Annotated in this window: 17 protein-coding genes; 7 read left to right on the top strand and 10 right to left on the bottom strand. The window is 68.4% G+C overall.

Annotated features, from left to right (window positions below; all coding sequences use genetic code 11):
* Positions 1 to 11: 11 nt before the first annotated feature.
* Both VFB33_05800 and VFB33_05795 read right to left on the bottom strand, forming a co-directional pair.
* Positions 12 to 737: an SDR family NAD(P)-dependent oxidoreductase gene (locus VFB33_05800; GenBank protein ID HZO81190.1), complete on the bottom strand. Its 726-nt coding sequence runs from the start codon at positions 735 to 737 to the stop codon at positions 12 to 14.
* A 24-nt stretch (positions 738 to 761) separates the two neighbouring features.
* Positions 762 to 1,730: a quinone oxidoreductase gene (locus VFB33_05795; GenBank protein HZO81189.1), complete on the bottom strand. Its 969-nt coding sequence runs from the start codon at positions 1,728 to 1,730 to the stop codon at positions 762 to 764.
* A gap of 258 nt (positions 1,731 to 1,988) precedes the next feature.
* Between VFB33_05795 and VFB33_05790 the strand changes: the two genes are divergently transcribed.
* Positions 1,989 to 2,624 (top strand): HAD-IA family hydrolase, encoded by a 636-nt coding sequence (locus VFB33_05790; protein HZO81188.1) that lies wholly within the window; start codon positions 1,989 to 1,991, stop codon positions 2,622 to 2,624.
* A gap of 32 nt (positions 2,625 to 2,656) precedes the next feature.
* On the opposite strand, the gene VFB33_05785 is transcribed toward VFB33_05790, so the two are convergent.
* From VFB33_05785 to VFB33_05770, 4 genes are all read right to left on the bottom strand, one after another.
* A complete protein-coding gene (locus VFB33_05785) occupies positions 2,657 to 4,204 on the bottom strand; it encodes an acetolactate synthase large subunit (GenBank protein HZO81187.1) in 1,548 nt (515 codons plus the stop codon).
* Positions 4,205 to 4,347: 143 nt separating this feature from the next.
* Positions 4,348 to 6,063 carry an amidohydrolase family protein gene (locus VFB33_05780; protein ID HZO81186.1) on the bottom strand — a complete coding sequence of 572 codons (1,716 nt, stop codon included), beginning with the start codon at positions 6,061 to 6,063 and terminating at the stop codon, positions 4,348 to 4,350.
* A 90-nt stretch (positions 6,064 to 6,153) separates the two neighbouring features.
* The gene (locus tag VFB33_05775) at positions 6,154 to 6,450 is read right to left on the bottom strand and encodes a hypothetical protein (GenBank protein ID HZO81185.1); all 297 of its coding nucleotides are present in this window, start codon (positions 6,448 to 6,450) and stop codon (positions 6,154 to 6,156) included.
* A 116-nt stretch (positions 6,451 to 6,566) separates the two neighbouring features.
* Positions 6,567 to 7,115, bottom strand: a complete 549-nt coding sequence (locus tag VFB33_05770) for a CBS domain-containing protein (GenBank protein ID HZO81184.1) — start codon at positions 7,113 to 7,115, stop codon at positions 6,567 to 6,569.
* 301 nt (positions 7,116 to 7,416) lie between these two features.
* On the opposite strand from VFB33_05770, the gene VFB33_05765 reads away from it, so the two are divergent.
* From VFB33_05765 to VFB33_05740, 6 genes are all read left to right on the top strand, one after another.
* The gene (locus VFB33_05765; protein ID HZO81183.1) at positions 7,417 to 8,223 is read left to right on the top strand and encodes a universal stress protein; all 807 of its coding nucleotides are present in this window, start codon (positions 7,417 to 7,419) and stop codon (positions 8,221 to 8,223) included.
* A gap of 119 nt (positions 8,224 to 8,342) precedes the next feature.
* Positions 8,343 to 9,962: an AAA family ATPase gene (locus tag VFB33_05760; GenBank protein ID HZO81182.1), complete on the top strand. Its 1,620-nt coding sequence runs from the start codon at positions 8,343 to 8,345 to the stop codon at positions 9,960 to 9,962.
* Positions 9,955 to 12,516 carry a cation-transporting P-type ATPase gene (locus tag VFB33_05755; protein ID HZO81181.1) on the top strand — a complete coding sequence of 854 codons (2,562 nt, stop codon included), beginning with the start codon at positions 9,955 to 9,957 and terminating at the stop codon, positions 12,514 to 12,516. The genes VFB33_05760 and VFB33_05755 overlap by 8 nt, the downstream gene beginning before the upstream one ends.
* Positions 12,517 to 12,583: 67 nt before the next feature.
* Positions 12,584 to 13,036 (top strand): heme-binding domain-containing protein, encoded by a 453-nt coding sequence (locus VFB33_05750; GenBank protein HZO81180.1) that lies wholly within the window; start codon positions 12,584 to 12,586, stop codon positions 13,034 to 13,036.
* A gap of 204 nt (positions 13,037 to 13,240) precedes the next feature.
* Positions 13,241 to 13,663 (top strand): DUF2267 domain-containing protein, encoded by a 423-nt coding sequence (locus VFB33_05745; GenBank protein HZO81179.1) that lies wholly within the window; start codon positions 13,241 to 13,243, stop codon positions 13,661 to 13,663.
* 44 nt (positions 13,664 to 13,707) lie between these two features.
* Positions 13,708 to 13,896 carry a hypothetical protein gene (locus VFB33_05740; protein HZO81178.1) on the top strand — a complete coding sequence of 63 codons (189 nt, stop codon included), beginning with the start codon at positions 13,708 to 13,710 and terminating at the stop codon, positions 13,894 to 13,896.
* 20 nt (positions 13,897 to 13,916) lie between these two features.
* Here the strand turns inward: VFB33_05740 and VFB33_05735 are convergent, their stop codons facing one another.
* From VFB33_05735 to VFB33_05720, 4 genes are read right to left on the bottom strand one after another with little or no spacing between them, the layout of a single operon-like run.
* Positions 13,917 to 14,855: a type II secretion system F family protein gene (locus VFB33_05735; protein HZO81177.1), complete on the bottom strand. Its 939-nt coding sequence runs from the start codon at positions 14,853 to 14,855 to the stop codon at positions 13,917 to 13,919.
* Positions 14,856 to 14,857: 2 nt separating this feature from the next.
* Positions 14,858 to 15,793: a type II secretion system F family protein gene (locus VFB33_05730; protein ID HZO81176.1), complete on the bottom strand. Its 936-nt coding sequence runs from the start codon at positions 15,791 to 15,793 to the stop codon at positions 14,858 to 14,860.
* On the bottom strand, positions 15,793 to 17,172 hold the full coding sequence (locus VFB33_05725; protein HZO81175.1) for a CpaF family protein: 1,380 nt from the start codon (positions 17,170 to 17,172) through the stop codon (positions 15,793 to 15,795). The genes VFB33_05730 and VFB33_05725 overlap by 1 nt, the downstream gene beginning before the upstream one ends.
* 15 nt (positions 17,173 to 17,187) lie before the next feature.
* A complete protein-coding gene (locus tag VFB33_05720; protein ID HZO81174.1) occupies positions 17,188 to 18,426 on the bottom strand; it encodes a hypothetical protein in 1,239 nt (412 codons plus the stop codon).
* Positions 18,427 to 18,455: the final 29 nt, after the last annotated feature.

Here is an 18,455-nt window from a genome sequence, read left to right as displayed (position 1 = left end):
CGGGCGGGCGTTTAGAATTTCTCCTTGAACGGCCGCACTTCGAGCTCCATTGTCCACGCGCTGCGATCCTGGTGGGCCAGGTGCCAGTAGGTCTCGGCGATCGCCGCCGGCTTGAGCACGTCGTCGTCCTTGAGATTGGGCATCCGCGCGCGGATGTGCGGGATGTCGATGATGCCGTCGACGTTGATCCAGGCGACGTGGATTCCCCGCGGGCCGAGGTCGCGCGCCAGCGACTGCGCCAGCCCACGCATCGCGAACTTCGCCGGCCCAAACGCGGCCGAGCGCGGCCCCGCCTTCACTCCCGCCGTCGCGCCCGTGAACAGCATCACGCCGCTGCCGCGCGCGATCATATCGGGCGCGACGGCCTTGGCGCTGGCGAAGGCGCCGAGCGCATTGACCCGCCACGCCTGCTCGAACTGCTCGGCGCCGATTTCGGCGACGTTGCCCCACGCGGCGCCGCCCGCGTTGTAGAGCAGAACGTCGACCGGCCCGAGCTCGGCGCGCACCGCGGCGAAGGCGGCGTTGACCTGCTCGACGGCGCCCATGTCGGCGCTGACCGCAATCGCGCGCGCGCCTTCGGCCGTGAGCTCGGCGCTGAGCTCCTCGATGAAGCCGCGCGAGCGCGCCATCATCGCGACCGCGTAGCCGCCGCGGGCAAACCGGCGCGCGAGCGCGCCGCCCAGCCCCGGTCCCACGCCCGTCACAACCGCGACCGGTGATTTGTTCGGCTGCGCCATCGCGCCTCCCTTTGCGCCTTCGGCCTACGGAATCAGGACCAGCTTGCCGACCGACTGGCGCGACTGCATGAAGCGAAGCGCCTCGGCGGCCTGCGCAAGCGGAAAGGTCTTGCCGACCAGCAGCTTGAGCTTGCCCTCGCGCATGAGCTGGAAGGACTTTTCGATGCCCTCGCGCATCACCTCGGGCATCGTGTATACGACCGGCAGCACGAAGCCGCTGACCTTGACCGATTTCTCGAACAGGCGGAACGGGTTGAGCGGGTCGGGCGGCCCGCCGGCGCGCCCGTAGAGGATCAGATGGCCGAACGGGGCGAGGCACTTGAGTCCCGCCTCGAACGTGGGTTTGCCTACCGCGTCGAGGATAAGGTCGGCGCCGCGCCCGCCGGTCAGGCGCATCGTCTCGGCCGCGAAGTCTGACGCGGCGTAGTTGATCACGTCGTCGGCGCCGTACTCGCGTGCGAGGCCGCTCTTGGAGTCGCTCGACACCGTGCCGATTACGCGCGCGCCGGCAGCCTTGGCGATCTGGACCGCGACGATTCCGACGCCGCCGGCGGCGGAATGCACCACCACCGTCTGTCCCGGCGCGGTCTTATGCGCGGTATGGAGCATGTGCCAGGCGGTCAGGACCTGGATCGGAAAGGCCGCGCCCTCCTCGAAGCTGACGAAGTCGGGCAGCGGAATCGCCTGCGACGGCTTGATCAGGCAATACTCCGCGTAAGTCTTGAGCGTGATCGACGTCACGCGCATTCCGGGCCGCAGCCCCGTCACGTCGGGCGCCACCGCCTCGACTACGCCTGCCGCCTCCATCCCGGGAGTGTCGGGCAGCTTGGGCTTGATCATGTATTCGCCGCGGATGAAGAACGTATCGGCGAAGTTGATGCCCGCGGCATGGACCTTGAGCAGCGCGGTGCCCGGCCGCAGTTCGGGCTTGGGCACGTCGACGTATTGCATCACGCTGGGGTCGCCGGTCTTCTCGAAAACAATTGCCTTCACGCGCTCGGCTCCTCTCGCAGGTGCAGGTTGGCGGATTCGGGATGCGGATGCTGTTCAGCTTTCTTGGAGCAAATCGGATTGCGAGTTGCAACCATAGGTTTTCGCGCCGCCGCGCGCGCCGCTCGACGGCGCGCTTGGCGGGGGGGCGCCCCGCGATGCGCACCCGGCGCCCCACATGATACGCTTGCGGGCGGCGCCAGCGCCAATGAGGCGCGTGGCGCCCTGCTACCATGCAGGACGAAAACGGCTAAGCAAACGATGCTCGACCTGGTGATGTTCGACGCCGACGGCGTGCTGTTCGATTCGACCGAATCCAATACCGCCTACTACAACGCGATTTTCGCCCGGATGGGCGAGCCGCCGATGGGCCCGGAAGAGGAGCGCGCCGGCGTGTTCATGGCCGCGATGCAGGTGTTCGAGATGCGCGCGCGCGGCGACCGGGCGCGCCTGGCGCGGATGCGCGAGATCGCGCGCACGATCGACTTCACGCCGTTCTTCAGGCTGTTGCGCCCGCCGTTTGCGCTGCGCCCGTGGATGCTCGAACTGAAGCGGCGCTATCGGCTGGGGCTGGCGACCAATCGCTCGGCCACCACCGCCGCGCTCATCGAGCACCTCGACCTCGGCGGCGTATTCGACGCGGTGGCGAGCGCCCATGACAAGGTGCGCCCCAAGCCGGCGCCCGACATCGTCCGGCTATGCATCGAGCGTGCGGGCGTCGCGCCCGCACGCTCGGTGTATGTCGGCGACAGCCCGATCGACGCCGAGGCAGCGGCCGGCGCGGGAACGCATTTTCTCGGCGTGGGCGAACGCATCGCCGCCCATCCGCGTCGCGTCGCCACGCTGGCCGAGGTCCCGGCCGCGCTGGCGGAGATGGCCGCCGCCTCGCCGCGCTAAAGCCGAATCCTGACGCGTCAGAGGCGCGAGCTTTACAGCACCATTTCGATGAGGTTGGGGCCGGGGGTCGCGAGGGCGCGCTCGAGTTCCTTGACCAGCGCGTCGGCGGTTTCAACTCGGGCCCCGGGGACGCCCATCCCGCGCGCCAGCGCCACCCAATCGAGGTTCGGGTCGTCGAGGCTGGTCAGCGCGCGCGCCTTGCGTCCGGGTTCGGTCACGCCCGCGCGCGCGAGCTCGACTTGCAGGATGCGGTAGCGGCGGTTGTTGCACAGCACGGTGGTGACGTTGAGCCGTTCGCGGGCCTGGGTCCAGAGTGCCTGCACGGTGTACATCCCGCTGCCGTCGGCCTGAAAGGCGATCACGCGGCGGTCCGGGCAGGCGATCGCGGCGCCGGTCGCGCATGGCAGCCCCTGGCCGATCGCGCCGCCGGTCAGCGCCATGTAGGTATGTGCGGGCGCGCACTGCGAAGCGGCGAAGAACGGCAGCCCGGTCGTCGCCGCCTCGTCCATCACGATCGCCCCCTCCGGCATCAGCGCGGCGAGCGCGGCGCCGGCGCTGAGCGGATTGAGCTCGCCCGTCGGGCGCGGCGGACGGCCGTTTGAGGCGCGCGCGGACACACTTTTCGGCGCCTTGATCAGGTCGGCCAGCGCCTCCAGCGCGAGCTCGGCATCCTGCTCGGGCGTCGCCAAGGTGGCCACCGTGCAGCCCTCGGGAATCAGCTTGCTCGGCATGTTCGGGTAGCCGAAGAAGGCGACCGGTATGCGTGCGCCGGCAAGCACCACCGCAGCGGATTTGCCGAAGGCGGCGAGCGCCTGCTCGGGAAAGTACGGCAGCTTTTCCACCGCCGGCATCGCGCCGCCGCGCTCTACTCTGGCAGGGAATGTTTCGCACATCAGCCGGCATCCGGAGGCCGCCGCAATTCGCCCGGCCGCCATCAGACCGCGCTCGCGCAACGCACGCCCACCGAGGAAGAGCACGGCGTTGTTGCCGTCGCGATGCAGCGCCTCGGCCGCGCCGCGTACGGCGTCTTCGGACGCGCCCGGCGCGGACGGGATCGGGCGCGGCGCCGCGGGTCCCCCGGCCTCGCTCCACTGGCAATCGGCGGGAACGATGAGCGTCGCGCCGCATCCCGGCGGGCGCATTGCCTCGGCGATCGCGTCGGCGACGTCCGCGGCCACGCTGCGCGCGTCGGCGGACCTGCGCACCCATCCGGAGACCGGGCGGGCGAGCGATTCGATATCCGAGGTCAACGGCGCGTCGGCCGCAAGATGCCATGTGGCGTGGTCGCCGATCAGGTTGACGACCGGCGTGTGCGCGCGGCGCGCGTTGTGCAGGTTGGCGATGCCGTTGGCGAATCCGGGGCCGAGATGGGTCAACGTCAGCGCCGGCCGCTCCGCCATCCGCGCGTAGCCGTCGGCGGCGCCAGTGACCACGCCCTCGAACAGCGCCAACACCGCACGCATCCCCTCAGCGGCGTCAAGCGCGGCAACCAACGGCATCTCGGTCGTGCCCGGATTGGCGAAGCATACATCGACGCCGCATCGCAGCGCGGTCAGGATCAGGCTCTCGGCTCCGTTCATCTTCTTGGCTCCGCTACGGGGGCGAGCGCGACCCAACCACCGGCCGGGGGCGCGAAGAACATACGCCGCTCACCGATGTACAGAACGCGGCCGCTAGGGTTTTCCAATTCGACTCCCTTCTTCGTCCTGAGCGAAGCGAAGAATCAATGCGGAGCGTCTCCCGCGCGCAGCACCCTGCCGGGGAGGCCGCCCTGGTACTCGCCGCGCGCAAACAGGACCTCGCCACCAACGATCGTGTATTCAATCCCCTCGCTGCGTTCGATAAGCCGCGGCTCCCCTCCCCGCAGATCGTTGACCCATTCGGGCTTGAGCGGCTTTATCCCCGCCGGGTCGAAAATCACCAGGTCGGCATCCGCCCCGGGCGAAAGCCGGCCCTTGGCCGGCAGTTGGAGGAAGTCGGCCAACTCCGAGGTCAGCCGCCGCACGCCCTCCTCCAGCGTCAGCGCGCCGCGCCGATGTACCCATTCGTGGAGCAGATAGGAGGTCAGCCCGGCGTCGCAATGCTGTGCGACGTGGGCGCCCGCGTCGCTCAACCCGATCAGCGTGTTGGGCAGCCTGAGCAACCGGCCGACAACGTCGGGATTCACGTTGATGACCGACAGCGTGATCCCGAGCTCCATCCGCTCGTCTAGCGCGAGGTCGAGCAACGCGTCAACCGCGTCCTTGCGAGTCATCGCGGCCAACTCGGCCACGCTCAGGTTGAGGAAGCGACGATTGTGCTCGCGATTGACGCGCGCGATATGCACGCGGTCCCATCGCCCGCGAAAGATCGCCTTGCCGCCGCCGTTTGCGATTTCGGCACGGAAGGCGGCGCGGAAGTCTGCCGAGCGCAGCAGCGCCATCTGCTCCTCGGCGCCGCGATTAAACACGCCCTTCCACGAATCGAGCGCGGCAAAGATGAACGGCTCGCTCATCGTGTAGTACTGCTGGATCGGGCGCGGCGTGACCTGCGGCACGATCTCGAGCCCGCTGCGGACCAGCGGCGCCAGGCGCTCGAGCACGCGCTCGTGGGCGTCGGGCGGAGTTCCCGGAAGATCGAGCAGCGCAAGCCATGTCACCGGGCGGCCGCTTTCGCGCGCGAGCATCGTGAGCAATTCGAGCCCGCCCTCGCCGGGGACATTGGTCGCGCCGCGGTTGGGCAGGATTTCAATAATCCCGCGCCCCTGCGCGCGCATCACGTGACAGAGCGCCGCCAACTCCTCGCGACTCGCCATCCGGCTCGCCAGCGGACGGCCTTGGAAGCCGATATGCTGCGGCGCGAGGCTGAGCGAAAAGCCCGCCGCGCCCGCACACATCGCCTCGGCAAACAGCCGCGCCATCTCGGCGGTCTCGTCCGCGCTCGCCGCGCGCTCGGAAGCCTCATCGCCGATCACGTAAAAGCGCAGCGCGGAAAGCGGCACGAGAAAGCCGACGTTGAGCGCGACGCCCCGGCGCTCGACCGCCGTCATGTACTCGGGAAAGCTCTCCCACTCCCAGCTGACCCCGCGCATCAGGACGTCGTGTGGCAGCGCCTCGACGTTGACCAGGTCCCACGCCATCGTGCCTCGCTGCCCCGGGCGCACCGGCGCGACGCCCACCCCGCAGTTGCCCATCAGCAGGGTCGTGACGCCGTGCCAGCACGAGCACGTCAGGAGCGGATCCCACGAGATCTGGGCGTCGTAGTGGGTATGGATGTCGATAAACCCGGGGGCGACGACGAGGCCGCCGGCGTCGATCTGGCGGCGCGCCAGGCCAGCGACTTCGCCCGCGGCGCCGGCGGCGGCGATCCTGCCGTCGCTTACCGCGAGCGCGCCGGGACGCACAGGCGCACCCGTGCCGTCACACAAGAGAGCGTTGCGGATCAGCAGGTCATAGGCCATCGCCGGGCCCTCCCTGGGGCGCCGCGGGGGCGACGCGGCGCGGGCTTAGGCAGCTTCGCGCCGCCCTGTCGAGGCTGTCAAGGCGGGCGGCTAAAGCTCGTCGGCGAGCTTGAGCGCCTCGCTCCACTCGACGATGGGAAACAAGCGGCGCTTGGTGACCAGCCCCTGCGCGAGCGCCTTGGTGAACGGATTGAAGGTCAGCGTGTGGTCCTTGATGTCGAGCACGAGGATTATTTTGGCCTCCTCGTTGGAGATCCACGGGCCCGCCTTGAGCGTGACCCCCGGCGGCAGGCCGCCCCTGATCGTTTCGGCGAAGAACTTGAGCGTGCGCTTGGTCTGCTCGGGGCTCGAAGCGTTGAGGTAGATCTCGTCGAGGTAGAGCGGCATCGTTTCCCCTCCATCGCCGGCGTCGCGCCGGCGCATCCGCTCTCCCGATTACAACAGTTGCGCGCGCCAGACCAGCGCCGGCGCAACCGCCGACCTCCTAGGTCAGCGGAAGCTGCTCAGCGGCGGCGCCCGGCCTTCTTGGCCGCGGGCCGCACCCGCCGCCGGGTCGCCGGCCGCGACCTAGCTCTCGCACCGGGCGGTGGACTCGGCCGCTCAGCGGCTCGCTTGCCCATCGCTTTGCGTTGCTCCGCCGCCAGGTGAATGAAGGCGCGCAGGACGTCGCTGCGGGTGATGATCCCGCGCAGCGCCTTGCCCTCGAGCACCGGCAGCGCGCCGATCCGCTCGCGCCGCATCAGCGCGGCCGCCTTCTCCATCGGGTCCCCCGGGCGCACGAAGAACGCCTTGGCCGACATCACCGCCTCCACCGGGATCGATTCCGGGCCTACCGGCTGCGGGCGCGCGCCGGTGGCCTCGGCGGTGGCGCTGATCGCGCTGCTGACCGCGTCGCGCAGGTCGCGGTCAGTGACGATGCCGACCAGGCGACCGTTGACGACCACCGGAAGCTGGTTGATGCGGCGTTCCTCGAGCAGGGCGCGCGCGTGGGCGACCGAGTCGCGCGGCCTGACCGTCGTCACGTCCATGGTCATCCATTGTTCGACACGCACCAGGGGTTCCTCCTTGCGCCGGCTAGCCGAGCGTGAAGCAATTTGACGGCCACACTGGTGAGGCGCGGTCAAGCGGCTGGAATATTGGCATTAGGAGCCACGGACCGCGTCGCCATCCCGACGACCTGCGTGCGTTGCCGGCGTGCGCTGTATCCGTTGGAGACAGCGGCCGGCTTTGCGGGCAGAATTTTGTGACCCCACTCAGTTCGGGCACGCGCAAATCCGCCACCCGCGCTTGGCACGTCTATAGCTACATATGAAATCAGGAAACGGCCGCGACGGCCGTCAAGGAGCAGCGCAAATGGCTTTCCCATATCGGCGGATTCTGGCTCCGATCGAGTTCGACGAAACCTCCAATGCGGCGATCGACACCGCAGCCCGCATCGCGGCCGCCAACGATGGCAGGGTCTTTCTGCTGCATGTGGTGCCGATGGTGGTGGCGCCCACCGGGATGCCCAACTACGTCGACATCTACAAAGACCAGGAGAAGATCGCGCGCGAGAAACTCGAAGCAATTCTGCGGCACCGTTCGTCAGAGGTGAAGTACGAGCTGATGACCAGAATCGGTGAGCCCGCCCATGAGATCCTCGCCGCCGAGCGCCATCTGGCAGCCGACCTGATCGTGCTGGCGACCCACGGGCGCAAGGGTGTCAAGCGCGTGCTCCTGGGCAGTGTCGCCGAGGCGGTGTTGCGCGACGCCACCTGCCCGGTGCTGATCGTGCGCCGCGGCGAGGCCGACGCTCATGTCGTCGCGCGTTGGATGACGCCGCAGCCGATCACGAGCGAGCCGAGCGAGAAGCTCGCGGCAGTGCGGACCAAGATGGTTGCGGGCGGATTCCGCAGCGTGCCGGTGCTGAGCGACGGCAAGCTGGTCGGAATCATCACCGACCGCGACCTGCGCCGCCACGAGGGTTATCTCGAACACACCGAGGTACGGCTGGCGATGAGCGAGGACGTAGCTACCGTTAGCCCCAGCACGCCGATTCATGCCGCCGCGCAGACCCTGCTCGAGCGCAAGGTCGGCGCGCTGCCGGTGATGGAAGACGGGCGGCTGGTGGGGATAATCTCCACAACCGACGTGTTGCGAGCGTTTCTCGCCGCGGTGTGAGGCGGCTCGATGTAGGTCCCGCGCAACCGGACCATCGCTCGCGCAGGGGTCGTAAGCCAAGGCCCTGGCTGTGAGTCCGGAGAGCCACTGTGAACGGCGTAAACACAGCGCAGACGGCGATGCAGGGCAACGATCGTCACACGGCGGCCGCGCTGGTCGAAATGATGCTGCGGCCGCAGAGTTATGCGCATCGGCCAAGCGCGGTCGAGCTGCGCCAGACTCATATCTCGTACGCTTTTCTGGCCGGCGAGTTCGTATACAAGATCAAAAAGCCGGTGCGCTTTTCCTTCATCGACGCCTCGACGCTCGAGCGGCGCCATCACCTGTGCCTTGAGGAGGTACGGCTCAATCGCCGCCTCGCGCCGGACGTTTACCTCGGCGTGGTGCCGATCGTACGGCGCGACGGCCGCCTGGTGCTGGCCGAGGCGGAGGACGACGGAGGCGGCGGCGTGGCCGAAGAATACGCGGTCAAGATGCGCCGGCTCGCCGACGACGGGATGCTCGACCGGATGGTCGCGGCGGGTAATGTGAGCGTGGCGCAGATCCGCGCGATCGCGGCTCGTGTCGCAGCCTTTCACGCAGCTGCTGGGGTCGACGCCGCCAAGGCGTGGAGCTACGGCTCGGCGGCGGCGGTATGGCGGCTGGTGCGCGGCAACCTGCTCGAAGTCGAAAACGATTGCGCGGAGACCGCCGACGCTGGCGAGATCGCAGAGCTCGAGCGCTTCGTCCAGCGCTTCGGCGAGCTGCGATGGGGCCTGCTCAACCGGCGCGCAGCCGAGGGCCGCGTGCGCGAGGGCCACGGCGACCTGCGCTGCGAACATGTCTCGCTCGCCGACAACGCGATCCGGATTATCGACTGCGTCGAGTTCAGCGAAGGCCTGCGCTACGTCGACGGCGCTTCCGACGTGGCTTTTCTCGCCATGGACCTCGACCGCTTGGGCGCCGGCGAGCTCGCCGACGAGTTCGTTGCCGCCTACCGCGAGGGCTCAGGCGACGACGAATTGGCGCTGATGCTGCCCTTCTACAGGCTCCATCGGGCGTTGGTGCGGGCCAAAGTCGAGAGCCTCACCGGACGCGACGCGCGGATAAGCCCCGAGCGCCGTAGCGCCGCCGTGTCGGCCGCGCGCAATTACCTCGCGCTCGCACGCGGCTACGCGCGCGAAGCCGGCCCCGCGCTGGTCGTGGTATGCGGCATGTCGGGCAGCGGCAAATCGACCGTCGCGCGCCGCCTGCAGGAGCGCACCGGCTTCGACTTGTTGCGCTCGGACCTCGTGCGTAAGCGGCTGGCCGGCGTCGCACCTACGGTCCGGCTCACGGCCGATTATGGCGCCGGCGCTTACAGCAGCGAGTTCACCGAGCGGACCTACGCCGCGATGCTTACCGAGGCGGCCGAGCGTCTCGGCGAGGGCGCCGGCGTGATCGCCGACGCGACGTTCTCGACTCCCCAATGGCGCGCCCGCGCCCGCCAGACGGCAGAACGCGCCGGCGTGCCGGTTCTGTTCGTCGAATGCGTGGCGCGCGAGCAGGAGATCCTGCGCCGGCTCGCGACGCGCGAGCGCCGCGCCGACGACGCCTCCGACGCCACCGCCGCGGTTTACCTCGCGCAGCGCGCCCGCTTCGCCCCGCTCAGCGAAATCCCCGAGCGCCTGCGCGTCGCCGCCGACACCACCCACGGCGCGGTCGCAGCGATCCCGACGATACGCAAGCGCCTTCTGGACCTGCGGCGAGCGGATGACTGAGACCGAGGGCACGCCGGGCGGGCTCAGCAGCGCCGAGGCGGCGGCGCGGCTGCTCAGGTACGGACCTAACCTGATGGTGCGCCGCGCGCGCAGCGCGCGCGTGCTGGAGGTTATCCGCACGCTGGCCGACCCGATGGCCCTGATGCTGGCGGGCGCGGCCGCACTCTACCTGCTGCTCGGCAAAAGCCACGAGGCGGCCGTGCTCGCGGCCGTTATCGTGCCCGTGCTCGCGGTGGACGTGCTGATGGAGGCGCGCTCGCGGGGCGCGCTCAAGAAGCTCGAAAGCACCGTCGCGCCGCGTACCCGCGTAATCCGCGACGGCGGCATCCGTGAGATCCCGACTGCGGACGTGGTCCCCGGCGACATCCTCGTGATACGCGAGGGTGACATCCTGCACGCCGACGGGATCGTGCGCACGGCCGCCAATCTCGCCCTCGACGAATCGCAACTCACCGGCGAAGCAGAGCCGCAGGAAAAGACGCCCTACGCCGGCGCTCCCGAAGGCGCCGGCACCGAGGCGCGCTTTTTCGCCGGTTCGACGGTGCTCGCCGGCCACGGGCTCGGCGAGGTTACCGCGACCGGCCAGCGCACGCGCTTCGGCAATATCGCGCGGCTGGTCGGCGAGGCGGTGCTCGAGCCGAGCCCGCTCCAGGTCAAGACCGGGCGGCTGGTGCGATGGCTGGTCGGGGCGGCGCTGGCGCTGGCGGCGCTAGTCTTTGTGGCGCGATGGCTGGGCGGCGCGCCGCTCGACGACGCCTTCCTCTATGCGATCAGCCTCGCGATGTCGGCGGTATGCGAAGAGGTGGTCCTCGTGCTCAGCCTGTTCCTGACCCTGGCCGCGCTCAGGCTCAGCCAGGGCGGTGTGCTGGTAAAGCGGTTGGCCAGCGTCGAGACGCTCGGCGCAACCACGGTCATCTGCATGGACAAGACCGGCACGCTGACCGCGGGCAGATTCACCCTCGACATCCACGTTCCATTCAACGACGGGACCGGCGAGCGCGCGCTGCTCGAAGCGGCGGCGCTCGCATGCGAGCCGGGGGCGCAGGATTCGCTCGACCGCGAAATTCTCGAGCATTGCCGCACCCACGGGGTCGCGCCCGAGTCGCTTCACGCGCGCTGGCGGCTCGCCTACGACTACCCCTTCGACATGATCGGCAAGCACATGGCACACGTATGGACGCCCGTGCCCGACGCCGCCGGCGAACCGGCCGGCCGGGCGGCGCGGATCGTGGCCAAGGGGGCGCTCGAAGGCATCCTCGAGCATTGCGACCTTCCCGCGCGCGACCGCCAGCGGGCGCTCGCGATGAACTCGGAGCTGGCCGAGCGCGGGATGCGCGTAATAGCCGTCGGGGGCCGTTTTGCCGCAGACGGCTTCAGCGGCGAGCGCGAGCGCGACGAGCGCGGGCTTCAGCTCTACGGATTGCTCGGCTTCCACGATCCGCTGCGTCCGGAAGTTCCGGCGGCGGTTGCGCAATGCCAGTCGGCCGGCGTCCACCTCAAGCTCATCACCGGCGACCATGCGCTGACCGCCCATGCGGTCGCCGAAGCGGCCGCCATCGCGCACGACGACGACCTGATCACCACCGGCGCCGAACTTGTCCGGCTGAGCCCCGAACGCGCCGCCGCGCTCGCCCGCCGCGCAAGCATCTTCGCCCGCGTCCAGCCGGAGCAGAAGTACCAGATCGTCGATGCGCTGGTGCGCGCGGGCGAGGTGGTCGCGATGATAGGCGACGGGATCAACGATGCGCCGGCGCTGCGCCGCGCGCATATCGGGGTCGCGATGGGCCGGCGGGGCACCGAGGTCGCGCGCGCCGCCGCCGACCTGGTGCTGCTCAACGACGACTTCGCTGCGCTGGTCGATACCATCCGCGAGGGGCGGCGCGTCTTCGCCAATATCCAGCACGCCTTGCGCTATCTGATCGCGTTCAAGGTCGCGCTGGTCGCCATCGCTATCGGCGCGCTGATCCTCGGCCTGCCAATCCTGCTTTTGCCCGTGGACCTGGTATGGCTCGAACTTATCGTTCATCCGGTTTCCGCGTTGGTCTTCGAGGGCGAGCCCGCGCCGGCGGACGTGATGCGCCGGTCGCCGCGCGATCCGCGCGCGCCGATACTCGGGCGGACACGCGTGCTACGTTCCGCGATCAGCGGCGCGCTGCTGGCGGTCGTCGCGCTGGCCGCCTATGTGACGCGGCTCGATCACGGCGAGCTTTACGCGCGCGGGGCGGCGATGGCGGTTATCGTAATCGGCAGCCTGGTCCTGGTATGGGCCGAGCGGGCGGGCGACCGTCCGTGGTGGAGCGTGGGTCTGCCCGCGCGATGGGCGTTCTGGGTTATCACGATGCTGATCGCGCTCAGCGTCCTGTTGTTCATGACGGTCGGCGCCTTCGCCGGGCTGCTGCGAATCGCGCCGATCAGCGCGCGCGACTGGGCGATAGCTCTCGCTGCGGCGTTCGTTCCCACGCTCTGGCGCAGCGTCGGAACCGCGGAGGCAACACGGCGGGTAACGGAGATTCGAAGCTTCGGCGCCCGTCCGGCTCCGGTCCATCGGCCGTGACAACGCCGATGCACCAGCGGCGCCATGGGGAGCGTTACGTGATGAAGTGGCTCGGGCAGGTGTGATGATGCGTATAGTCAAATTGGGCGCGCTCGCGTTCGCGGTGTTCCTGATCGTCGCTCAGGCGTTCCAGATCGACAAGACCAACCCGCCCGTCACTGGCGATATCCAGGCGCCGGCGCCGGTTAAGGCCGTGCTCAGACGCGCGTGCTATCCATGTCACTCCAACGAGACGGCGTGGCCGTGGTACAGCAACGTCGCGCCGCTTTCCTGGGTGGTCGCTTATGACGTGCATCAAGGCCGCCGCGAATTGAATTTTTCGCGATGGGACGCTTACCAGCCGGCGCAGCGGCTCCGGAAGCTCAAGAAGACCGCCGAGGAAGTCGCTGAGGGGGAAATGCCGCCTTGGTATTACATTTACCCGATGCATCGCGAGGCACGGCTGTCCGCGGCGGACCGCGACATGATTCGCAACTGGGTCGCCGCCGTGCTGTCGCCGGCGAAAGCGGCCGCGCATTAAAGGCTTCTTGGCGGCGGCGCGCGCCGCATTGCGCCAAAACCGCACTCGACCCGCGTGGGCGGCCCGATTGGGGCACAGCGGGCCCAGAGCGTTGTCCCTGAAGGAAACATGCGAGTCCCACGCGCGCCGATTTTCTCAATGTTTCGCCACCTCGGGCGCTGGCACGCCGGATGCTCCCCAATGGATCGAGACGAGGGTGGCGCTATGGACAAAAAGGCGTTTATTCATCGAGTCGCCGAACGCATGGGATGCGACGATCGGTGGGCGGAGTCCTTGACCTTTGCCGTGTTCCAGGAACTGCGCGACCGGCTCACGCCGTCCGAAGCAGCCGACGTCGAGGCGCAAATGCCAGCCGGGCTGAAAAGCCTGTGGGAGTCGCTTGACCGTCCCGATCGCCAGGTGCGCCGCGTGCACGGGCCGCAATTCATCGGCGAGGTCCGCCTGATCGCGTCGCTGCCCGACGAGAAAGAAGCCGAGCGCGCGGTCGTCGCAGTATTTGCGACTCTGCAAGAATTGCTCGGCAGCCCGACCGGGATGGAAGGCGAGGCGTGGGACGTGATGAGCCAGTTGCCCAAGGACCTCAAGAAGCTCTGGCTCAACGCGCGCCAACGCGCCGCCGCGCTCTAGCGCGGTGTAAGCGTCGATATCGCGCGGCCTGAGGAGCTATCGTGATGCCTGTCGGCGTCGTCCGTACGTTGGCGGAAGAGGAAGCGTGGGAACGCGCGAAGACCGCCGCACGCAAGCAATACCCGCATGCGAGCGGCGCGCAGTTCTACCGCATCGTGATGCACATCTACAAGAAAATGACCGGCTATCAGCCGCGCCATCCGCGCCCCCCGTCCCGAGCCAACGCCTGGTAGAGCGGCTGCGCTCGCGTGACCTACACGCCCATCAGCAGCTCGAAGATTTGAATCAGCGCCGGGCCGAGGATGATGATCATCATCGCCGGCAGGATCAGCAGCACCAGCGGCACCAGCATCTTGATCGAGCTGCGCTGCGCCGCCTCCTCGGCGCGCAGGCGACGCTTGGTGGTGAGTAACTCGGCGGCGGCGCGCAGCGCCGGCCCCATCCGCCCGCCGATTTCCTGGCTCTGAATCAGCACCGCGGCGACTGCCTTCACGTCGTCAACTCCGCAGCGCTCGGCAAGCCCGCGCAGGGCATTGTCAAGCGAGACACCGGCGGCCATCTCGGCTGCCGCAGTCGATAGCTCGCGGCCCAGCACCTGGCCTCTGCGCTCGGTTTCGCGCCCGACGATCCGGATCGCCTCCATCAGACCCAGCCCGGCCTCCAGAGTCACAACCAGCAGGTCGAGGATCGGCGGTAATTCGTGCAGGATGGTGCGCTGGCGGCGGCGGGCGAGCTTGGCAAGCACCCAGTCGGGCAGCAGATAGCCGAAGACCGCACCACCGATGATCGCGACGCCGCGCCATTCAGGATAAGCGACGCCGAAGAGGATCCCTACGATTACCGATGCGATCGGCGTCAGCAGCCGCGCACCGAGATAGATCGCGACCTGCTCGACGCGATCGAAGCCGGCCAGGATGAGGTGGCTCTGCGCCTTGCGCACCATCCGCCGCGTGCGTTCACCTGACTCCAGCCAGTCAACCCACCAGGCGAGAAATTTGCCGCTGATGCCTCCCAGCCGCAGCGGTGGCCGCGCGAGCCGGCTGGGCACCGCTTCGAGGCCGGCCTCGCCGGGGGCGCGCAGCCGGGCCGGGCCTGCCCTGCGCGTGGCGATGAGCGCGAAGTAAAGCGCCGCCGCGGTGGTCAGACCGAGCGCGAAGACGGTGAGAGCGACCAATGGGGCGGCGGTCGGCATCGTTAGTATTCCACCTGCGACAGCCGCCGCATCACAAAGAATGCCGCCACGTCGAGCCCGATCGCGAGCTGCAGCAGGCGGACGCCGAGCGGATGGTAGAGCAGCGGATAGGCGTACTGCGGATTGATCAGGGTGAAGACGCCGAGCACCAGGAACGGCAGCAGCGCGACGATCACCGCGCTCGCCCGCGATTGCGCGGTCAGTGCGCGCAGCTGATGCTCGACGCGTTGGCGCGCGCGCACGCTCTCGGAGACGTGCTGGAGAATCTCGGCCAGGCTGCTGCCAACCTCGCTCTGGATTGTGACCGCCGCGATCAGGAACTTCAGCTCCTCCACCGGCACCCGCCGCAGCATCCCCTCCAACGCCTCCGCCATGCTCATCCCGAGCTGCACCTGCTCGACCATCATCCGCACCTCGCTCGAGATCGGATCGGGCAGATTCTGCGTCGCCATCGCGAGCGCGCGTACCAGGGTATGGCCCGCTTCGAGCGCCGACTTGAGCAAATCGATGAGGTAGGGCAACTGCTCGGAGAACATCTTGAGCTGGCGCGCGCGCAGCCGGCGCTGGTAGAGCGCGGGCAGCGCGCCGAGGGCGAGGCCCGCACCCAGCGCGACCAGCGGATGGAACCAGTGGCCGAGGATCAGGACGCCAGCGGCGAACAGCACCAGCGTCGCGACCAGGCTGCGGCGGCTGGCGTGAAGCAAAAACTCCGAAAGCGGACGGCCGAGAATTGGCATCGGCGCGATTGCCTGCGCGAGCAGGACCGCAGGCGGCTTGCGCTCGGCGCGCCCGCCCGTGCCGCTCACCGCGCCGTGCAGCCGGCGGATTAGCCGATACTCGCGCTCGCGCGCCTGGGCCCGCCCATGGACAACGTAGAAGAGCAGCGGCGTGAGCAGCGCCGTAAACAGCAGGATCGCAACGAGCAGCTTCTCTTCCATCACGTCATCGTGCGCGCGACGAACATCTCGGGCGGCGGCGGAAATCCCGCCGTCTCCATCCGCTCGGCGTAGATCGAGCGCGTGCCGCTGGCGCGGAACGAGCCCAGTACCGTGCCCGCCGGGTCAACCCCGGCGCGCACGTACTCGAACAGGTCCTGGGTGAGTACGGTCTCGCCCTCCATCCCGGTGATCTCGGTGATCTTGATCACCTTGCGGCTGCCGTCGGAGAAACGCGCGATATGGATAATCACGTTGAGCGCCGCGGCGATGTACTGGCGCATCGCCTTCTCCGGCAGGGCGACCCCTGACAGCAGCATCATCATCTCCAGCCGCCCCAGCGAGTCGCGCGGGTTGTTGGCGTGGATCGTCGCCATCGAGCCGTCGTGCCCGGTGGACATCGCCTGCAACATGTCGAGCACCTCGGCACCGCGCACCTCGCCGACAATCACCCGGTCCGGCCGCATTCGCAGCGTGTTGCGAAACAACTCGCGCTGAGTGACCTCGCCTTTGCCCTCGACGTTGGGCGGGCGGGTTTCGAGGCGAAAGACGTGCGGCTGCTGGAGCGCGAGCTCGGCGGCGTCCTCGATTGTGATGATCCGCTGGTTTTCGGGCAGATAGGAGGACAGACAGTTGAGCAAGGTGGTTTTGCCGCTGCCGGTGCCACCGCTGACCAGGATGTTGAGCCGGGTCAGAATCGCCAGCCGCATGAACTCGGCCATGTCGCGGGTCAGCGTGCCGTTGGTTATCAGGTCGCCCATCCGGTAGGCGTGGCCGCCAAAGCGGCGGATGCACAGTCCGGGGCCGTCGATCGCCAACGGCGGAATGATCGCGTGCACGCGCGAGCCGTCTGGCAACCGCGCGTCCACCATTGGCGAAGCCTCATCGATGCGCCGGCCGATGCGCGAGACGATGCGGTTGATCACGCTCATCAGGTGGGCGTCGTCCTGAAAGCGCACGGCGGTCTTGTAGAGTTTGCCCCGGCGTTCGATCCACACCTGGTTGTAGCCGTTGACCAGGATGTCGGAGATCTCGTTGTCCTGAAGCAGCGGCTCGAGCGGGCCGAGGCCGAGCATGTCGTTGGTGGTGACCTCGACCAGGCGCGCGCGGTCGGCCTCGGTTATCAGCAGATGGTCTTCCTCGATCAGGCTGTTGATGACCGCGGTAATCTCCGAGAGCAGCGGCGCGTAGCCGGCCTCCTCCAGCTTGGTCACGTCGATATTACGCAGCAGACGCTCCTGCACGCGGCGCTTGAGGTCCTGGAACAGCTCTGGGTTGACGCCCACCCCGGCGGCCGCCGGGCGTTGTTCGCCCATAAGCGAGGGCTGGACGGCCGTCGGCGGGCGCTCGGCCTGTCCATGCAAGCGATCGATCAGGCCCATCGTTGAGAAACCTCCTCAGTGGCTCATCGCCGCAAACAGGCGCGAAAAGACGCCGCGTCGCTGGATTCCGCCGGTGGCATAGATTCCCCCCAGCAGCATCCGCGCAAGATGGTCCACCGCCACCATCGCCGGGGTCCGCACCGGCAGCTCCGCCATCCCGTTCTGCGCAGTCTCGGCAGCGGTGAGCGCACTCTCATCGCGCGGAATGCACAGCGCGATCGGCCGGCCGAGCGAGGCCTCGATCTTCTGCACCGTGATCGGATGGCTGGGGCGAAAGCGGTTGAGCACGAGGTCGAGACTGACGTGGCGCAGGTGCAGGCGCCCGAAGAGATCGAGGAAGCGCTGGGCGCAGCGGATCGACACGATCGACTGGTCGAGCACGTAGAGCACGTTGCCTGAGCGCTCCCACGCCGCCACCAGCCCCTCGGTGATGTGATGGCCGCAATCGACCACCACGAAGTCGAACAACTCGACCATCACGCCCATCGCCGCCTCCACGGTCGCCGCCGAGACCAGCTCGGCCTCCTCGATCGCCTTGGGAGCGCTGAGCAGATGCAGACCGCTTGGATGCTTGCAGATGATTGGTTCCAACCGGATCGAATCGACCGCGCTAGTGGGATCGGCGAGCTCGGCGATAGTGCGCTGGGGATCCAGATCGAGCAGCACGCTGAGCGCGCCCGCCTGCAAGCCCAGATCAACCAGCGCCACCTTCTTGCCCGTCAGCCGTAGCAGCGCCAGCCCCAACATCACGCTCAGCGTGCTGACGCCCTCGCCCCCCGCCACGCTGACCAGCGAATAAACGCCCTTGCCTGCGCCGCCGCCTGCTCCCCGATGCTCCTCGCTGACCTTGAGCAAAAGCCGCGCCAGATCGACCGGGTCAAGCGGCAGGAACAGCACCTCGTTGGCACCCGCGCGCAGCGCCTGACGGACCGACTCGGCCGAGCGCTTAGGCAGCACCGCCGCCACCAGTGCCCAACCGCCCACCGCGATCCACGAGCGCAGCTCCTCGCCCCACAGCTCCGGATCTTCGCCCAAAACGAACATCAGCACTTGCACCACTGCGCCGCCGCCGTCAGGTGGCGTGCGCCGCGCCGGCGGGACCGATAGCTCGGCAACTTCGACGTGGAGCTCGGTAAGCGCGTCGAGCGCCTTGCGCAACTCGGCTCGCTCCTCGGCACTTCCACCGGCGAGCGTTACCTTGAAACTCCCGCCCCTCGTATGGCGAACCAGATTCCTGCTCTTTGCCGTATCCATCCGCTTCCTCTGCTTATTCGGTCGCTCGA

The organism is Candidatus Binataceae bacterium, from assembly GCA_035650475.1.
In the GTDB taxonomy this organism is placed as follows: domain Bacteria; phylum Desulfobacterota; class Binatia; order Binatales; family Binataceae; genus JAKAVN01.
Note: the sequence above shows the minus strand (reverse complement) of the source record. Positions and strands in the feature narration are given on the sequence as shown.

Bases quoted from the DNA above. Each gene is read 5' to 3' on its own strand.
- VFB33_05745 (HZO81179.1), top strand. From the start codon at position 13,241: ATGGACAAAAAGGCGTTTATTCATCGAGTCGCCGAACGCATGGGATGC.
- VFB33_05730 (HZO81176.1), bottom strand. From the start codon at position 15,793: ATGGAAGAGAAGCTGCTCGTTGCGATCCTGCTGTTTACGGCGCTGCTC.
- VFB33_05740 (HZO81178.1), top strand. From the start codon at position 13,708: ATGCCTGTCGGCGTCGTCCGTACGTTGGCGGAAGAGGAAGCGTGGGAA.
- VFB33_05785 (HZO81187.1), bottom strand. From the start codon at position 4,204: ATGAACGGAGCCGAGAGCCTGATCCTGACCGCGCTGCGATGCGGCGTC.
- VFB33_05765 (HZO81183.1), top strand. From the start codon at position 7,417: ATGGCTTTCCCATATCGGCGGATTCTGGCTCCGATCGAGTTCGACGAA.
- VFB33_05755 (HZO81181.1), top strand. From the start codon at position 9,955: ATGACTGAGACCGAGGGCACGCCGGGCGGGCTCAGCAGCGCCGAGGCG.
- VFB33_05725 (HZO81175.1), bottom strand. From the start codon at position 17,172: ATGGGCCTGATCGATCGCTTGCATGGACAGGCCGAGCGCCCGCCGACG.
- VFB33_05800 (HZO81190.1), bottom strand. From the start codon at position 737: ATGGCGCAGCCGAACAAATCACCGGTCGCGGTTGTGACGGGCGTGGGA.
- VFB33_05750 (HZO81180.1), top strand. From the start codon at position 12,584: ATGCGTATAGTCAAATTGGGCGCGCTCGCGTTCGCGGTGTTCCTGATC.
- VFB33_05790 (HZO81188.1), top strand. From the start codon at position 1,989: ATGCTCGACCTGGTGATGTTCGACGCCGACGGCGTGCTGTTCGATTCG.
- VFB33_05735 (HZO81177.1), bottom strand. From the start codon at position 14,855: ATGCCGACCGCCGCCCCATTGGTCGCTCTCACCGTCTTCGCGCTCGGT.
- VFB33_05780 (HZO81186.1), bottom strand. From the start codon at position 6,063: ATGGCCTATGACCTGCTGATCCGCAACGCTCTCTTGTGTGACGGCACG.
- VFB33_05760 (HZO81182.1), top strand. From the start codon at position 8,343: ATGCAGGGCAACGATCGTCACACGGCGGCCGCGCTGGTCGAAATGATG.
- VFB33_05775 (HZO81185.1), bottom strand. From the start codon at position 6,450: ATGCCGCTCTACCTCGACGAGATCTACCTCAACGCTTCGAGCCCCGAG.
- VFB33_05720 (HZO81174.1), bottom strand. From the start codon at position 18,426: ATGGATACGGCAAAGAGCAGGAATCTGGTTCGCCATACGAGGGGCGGG.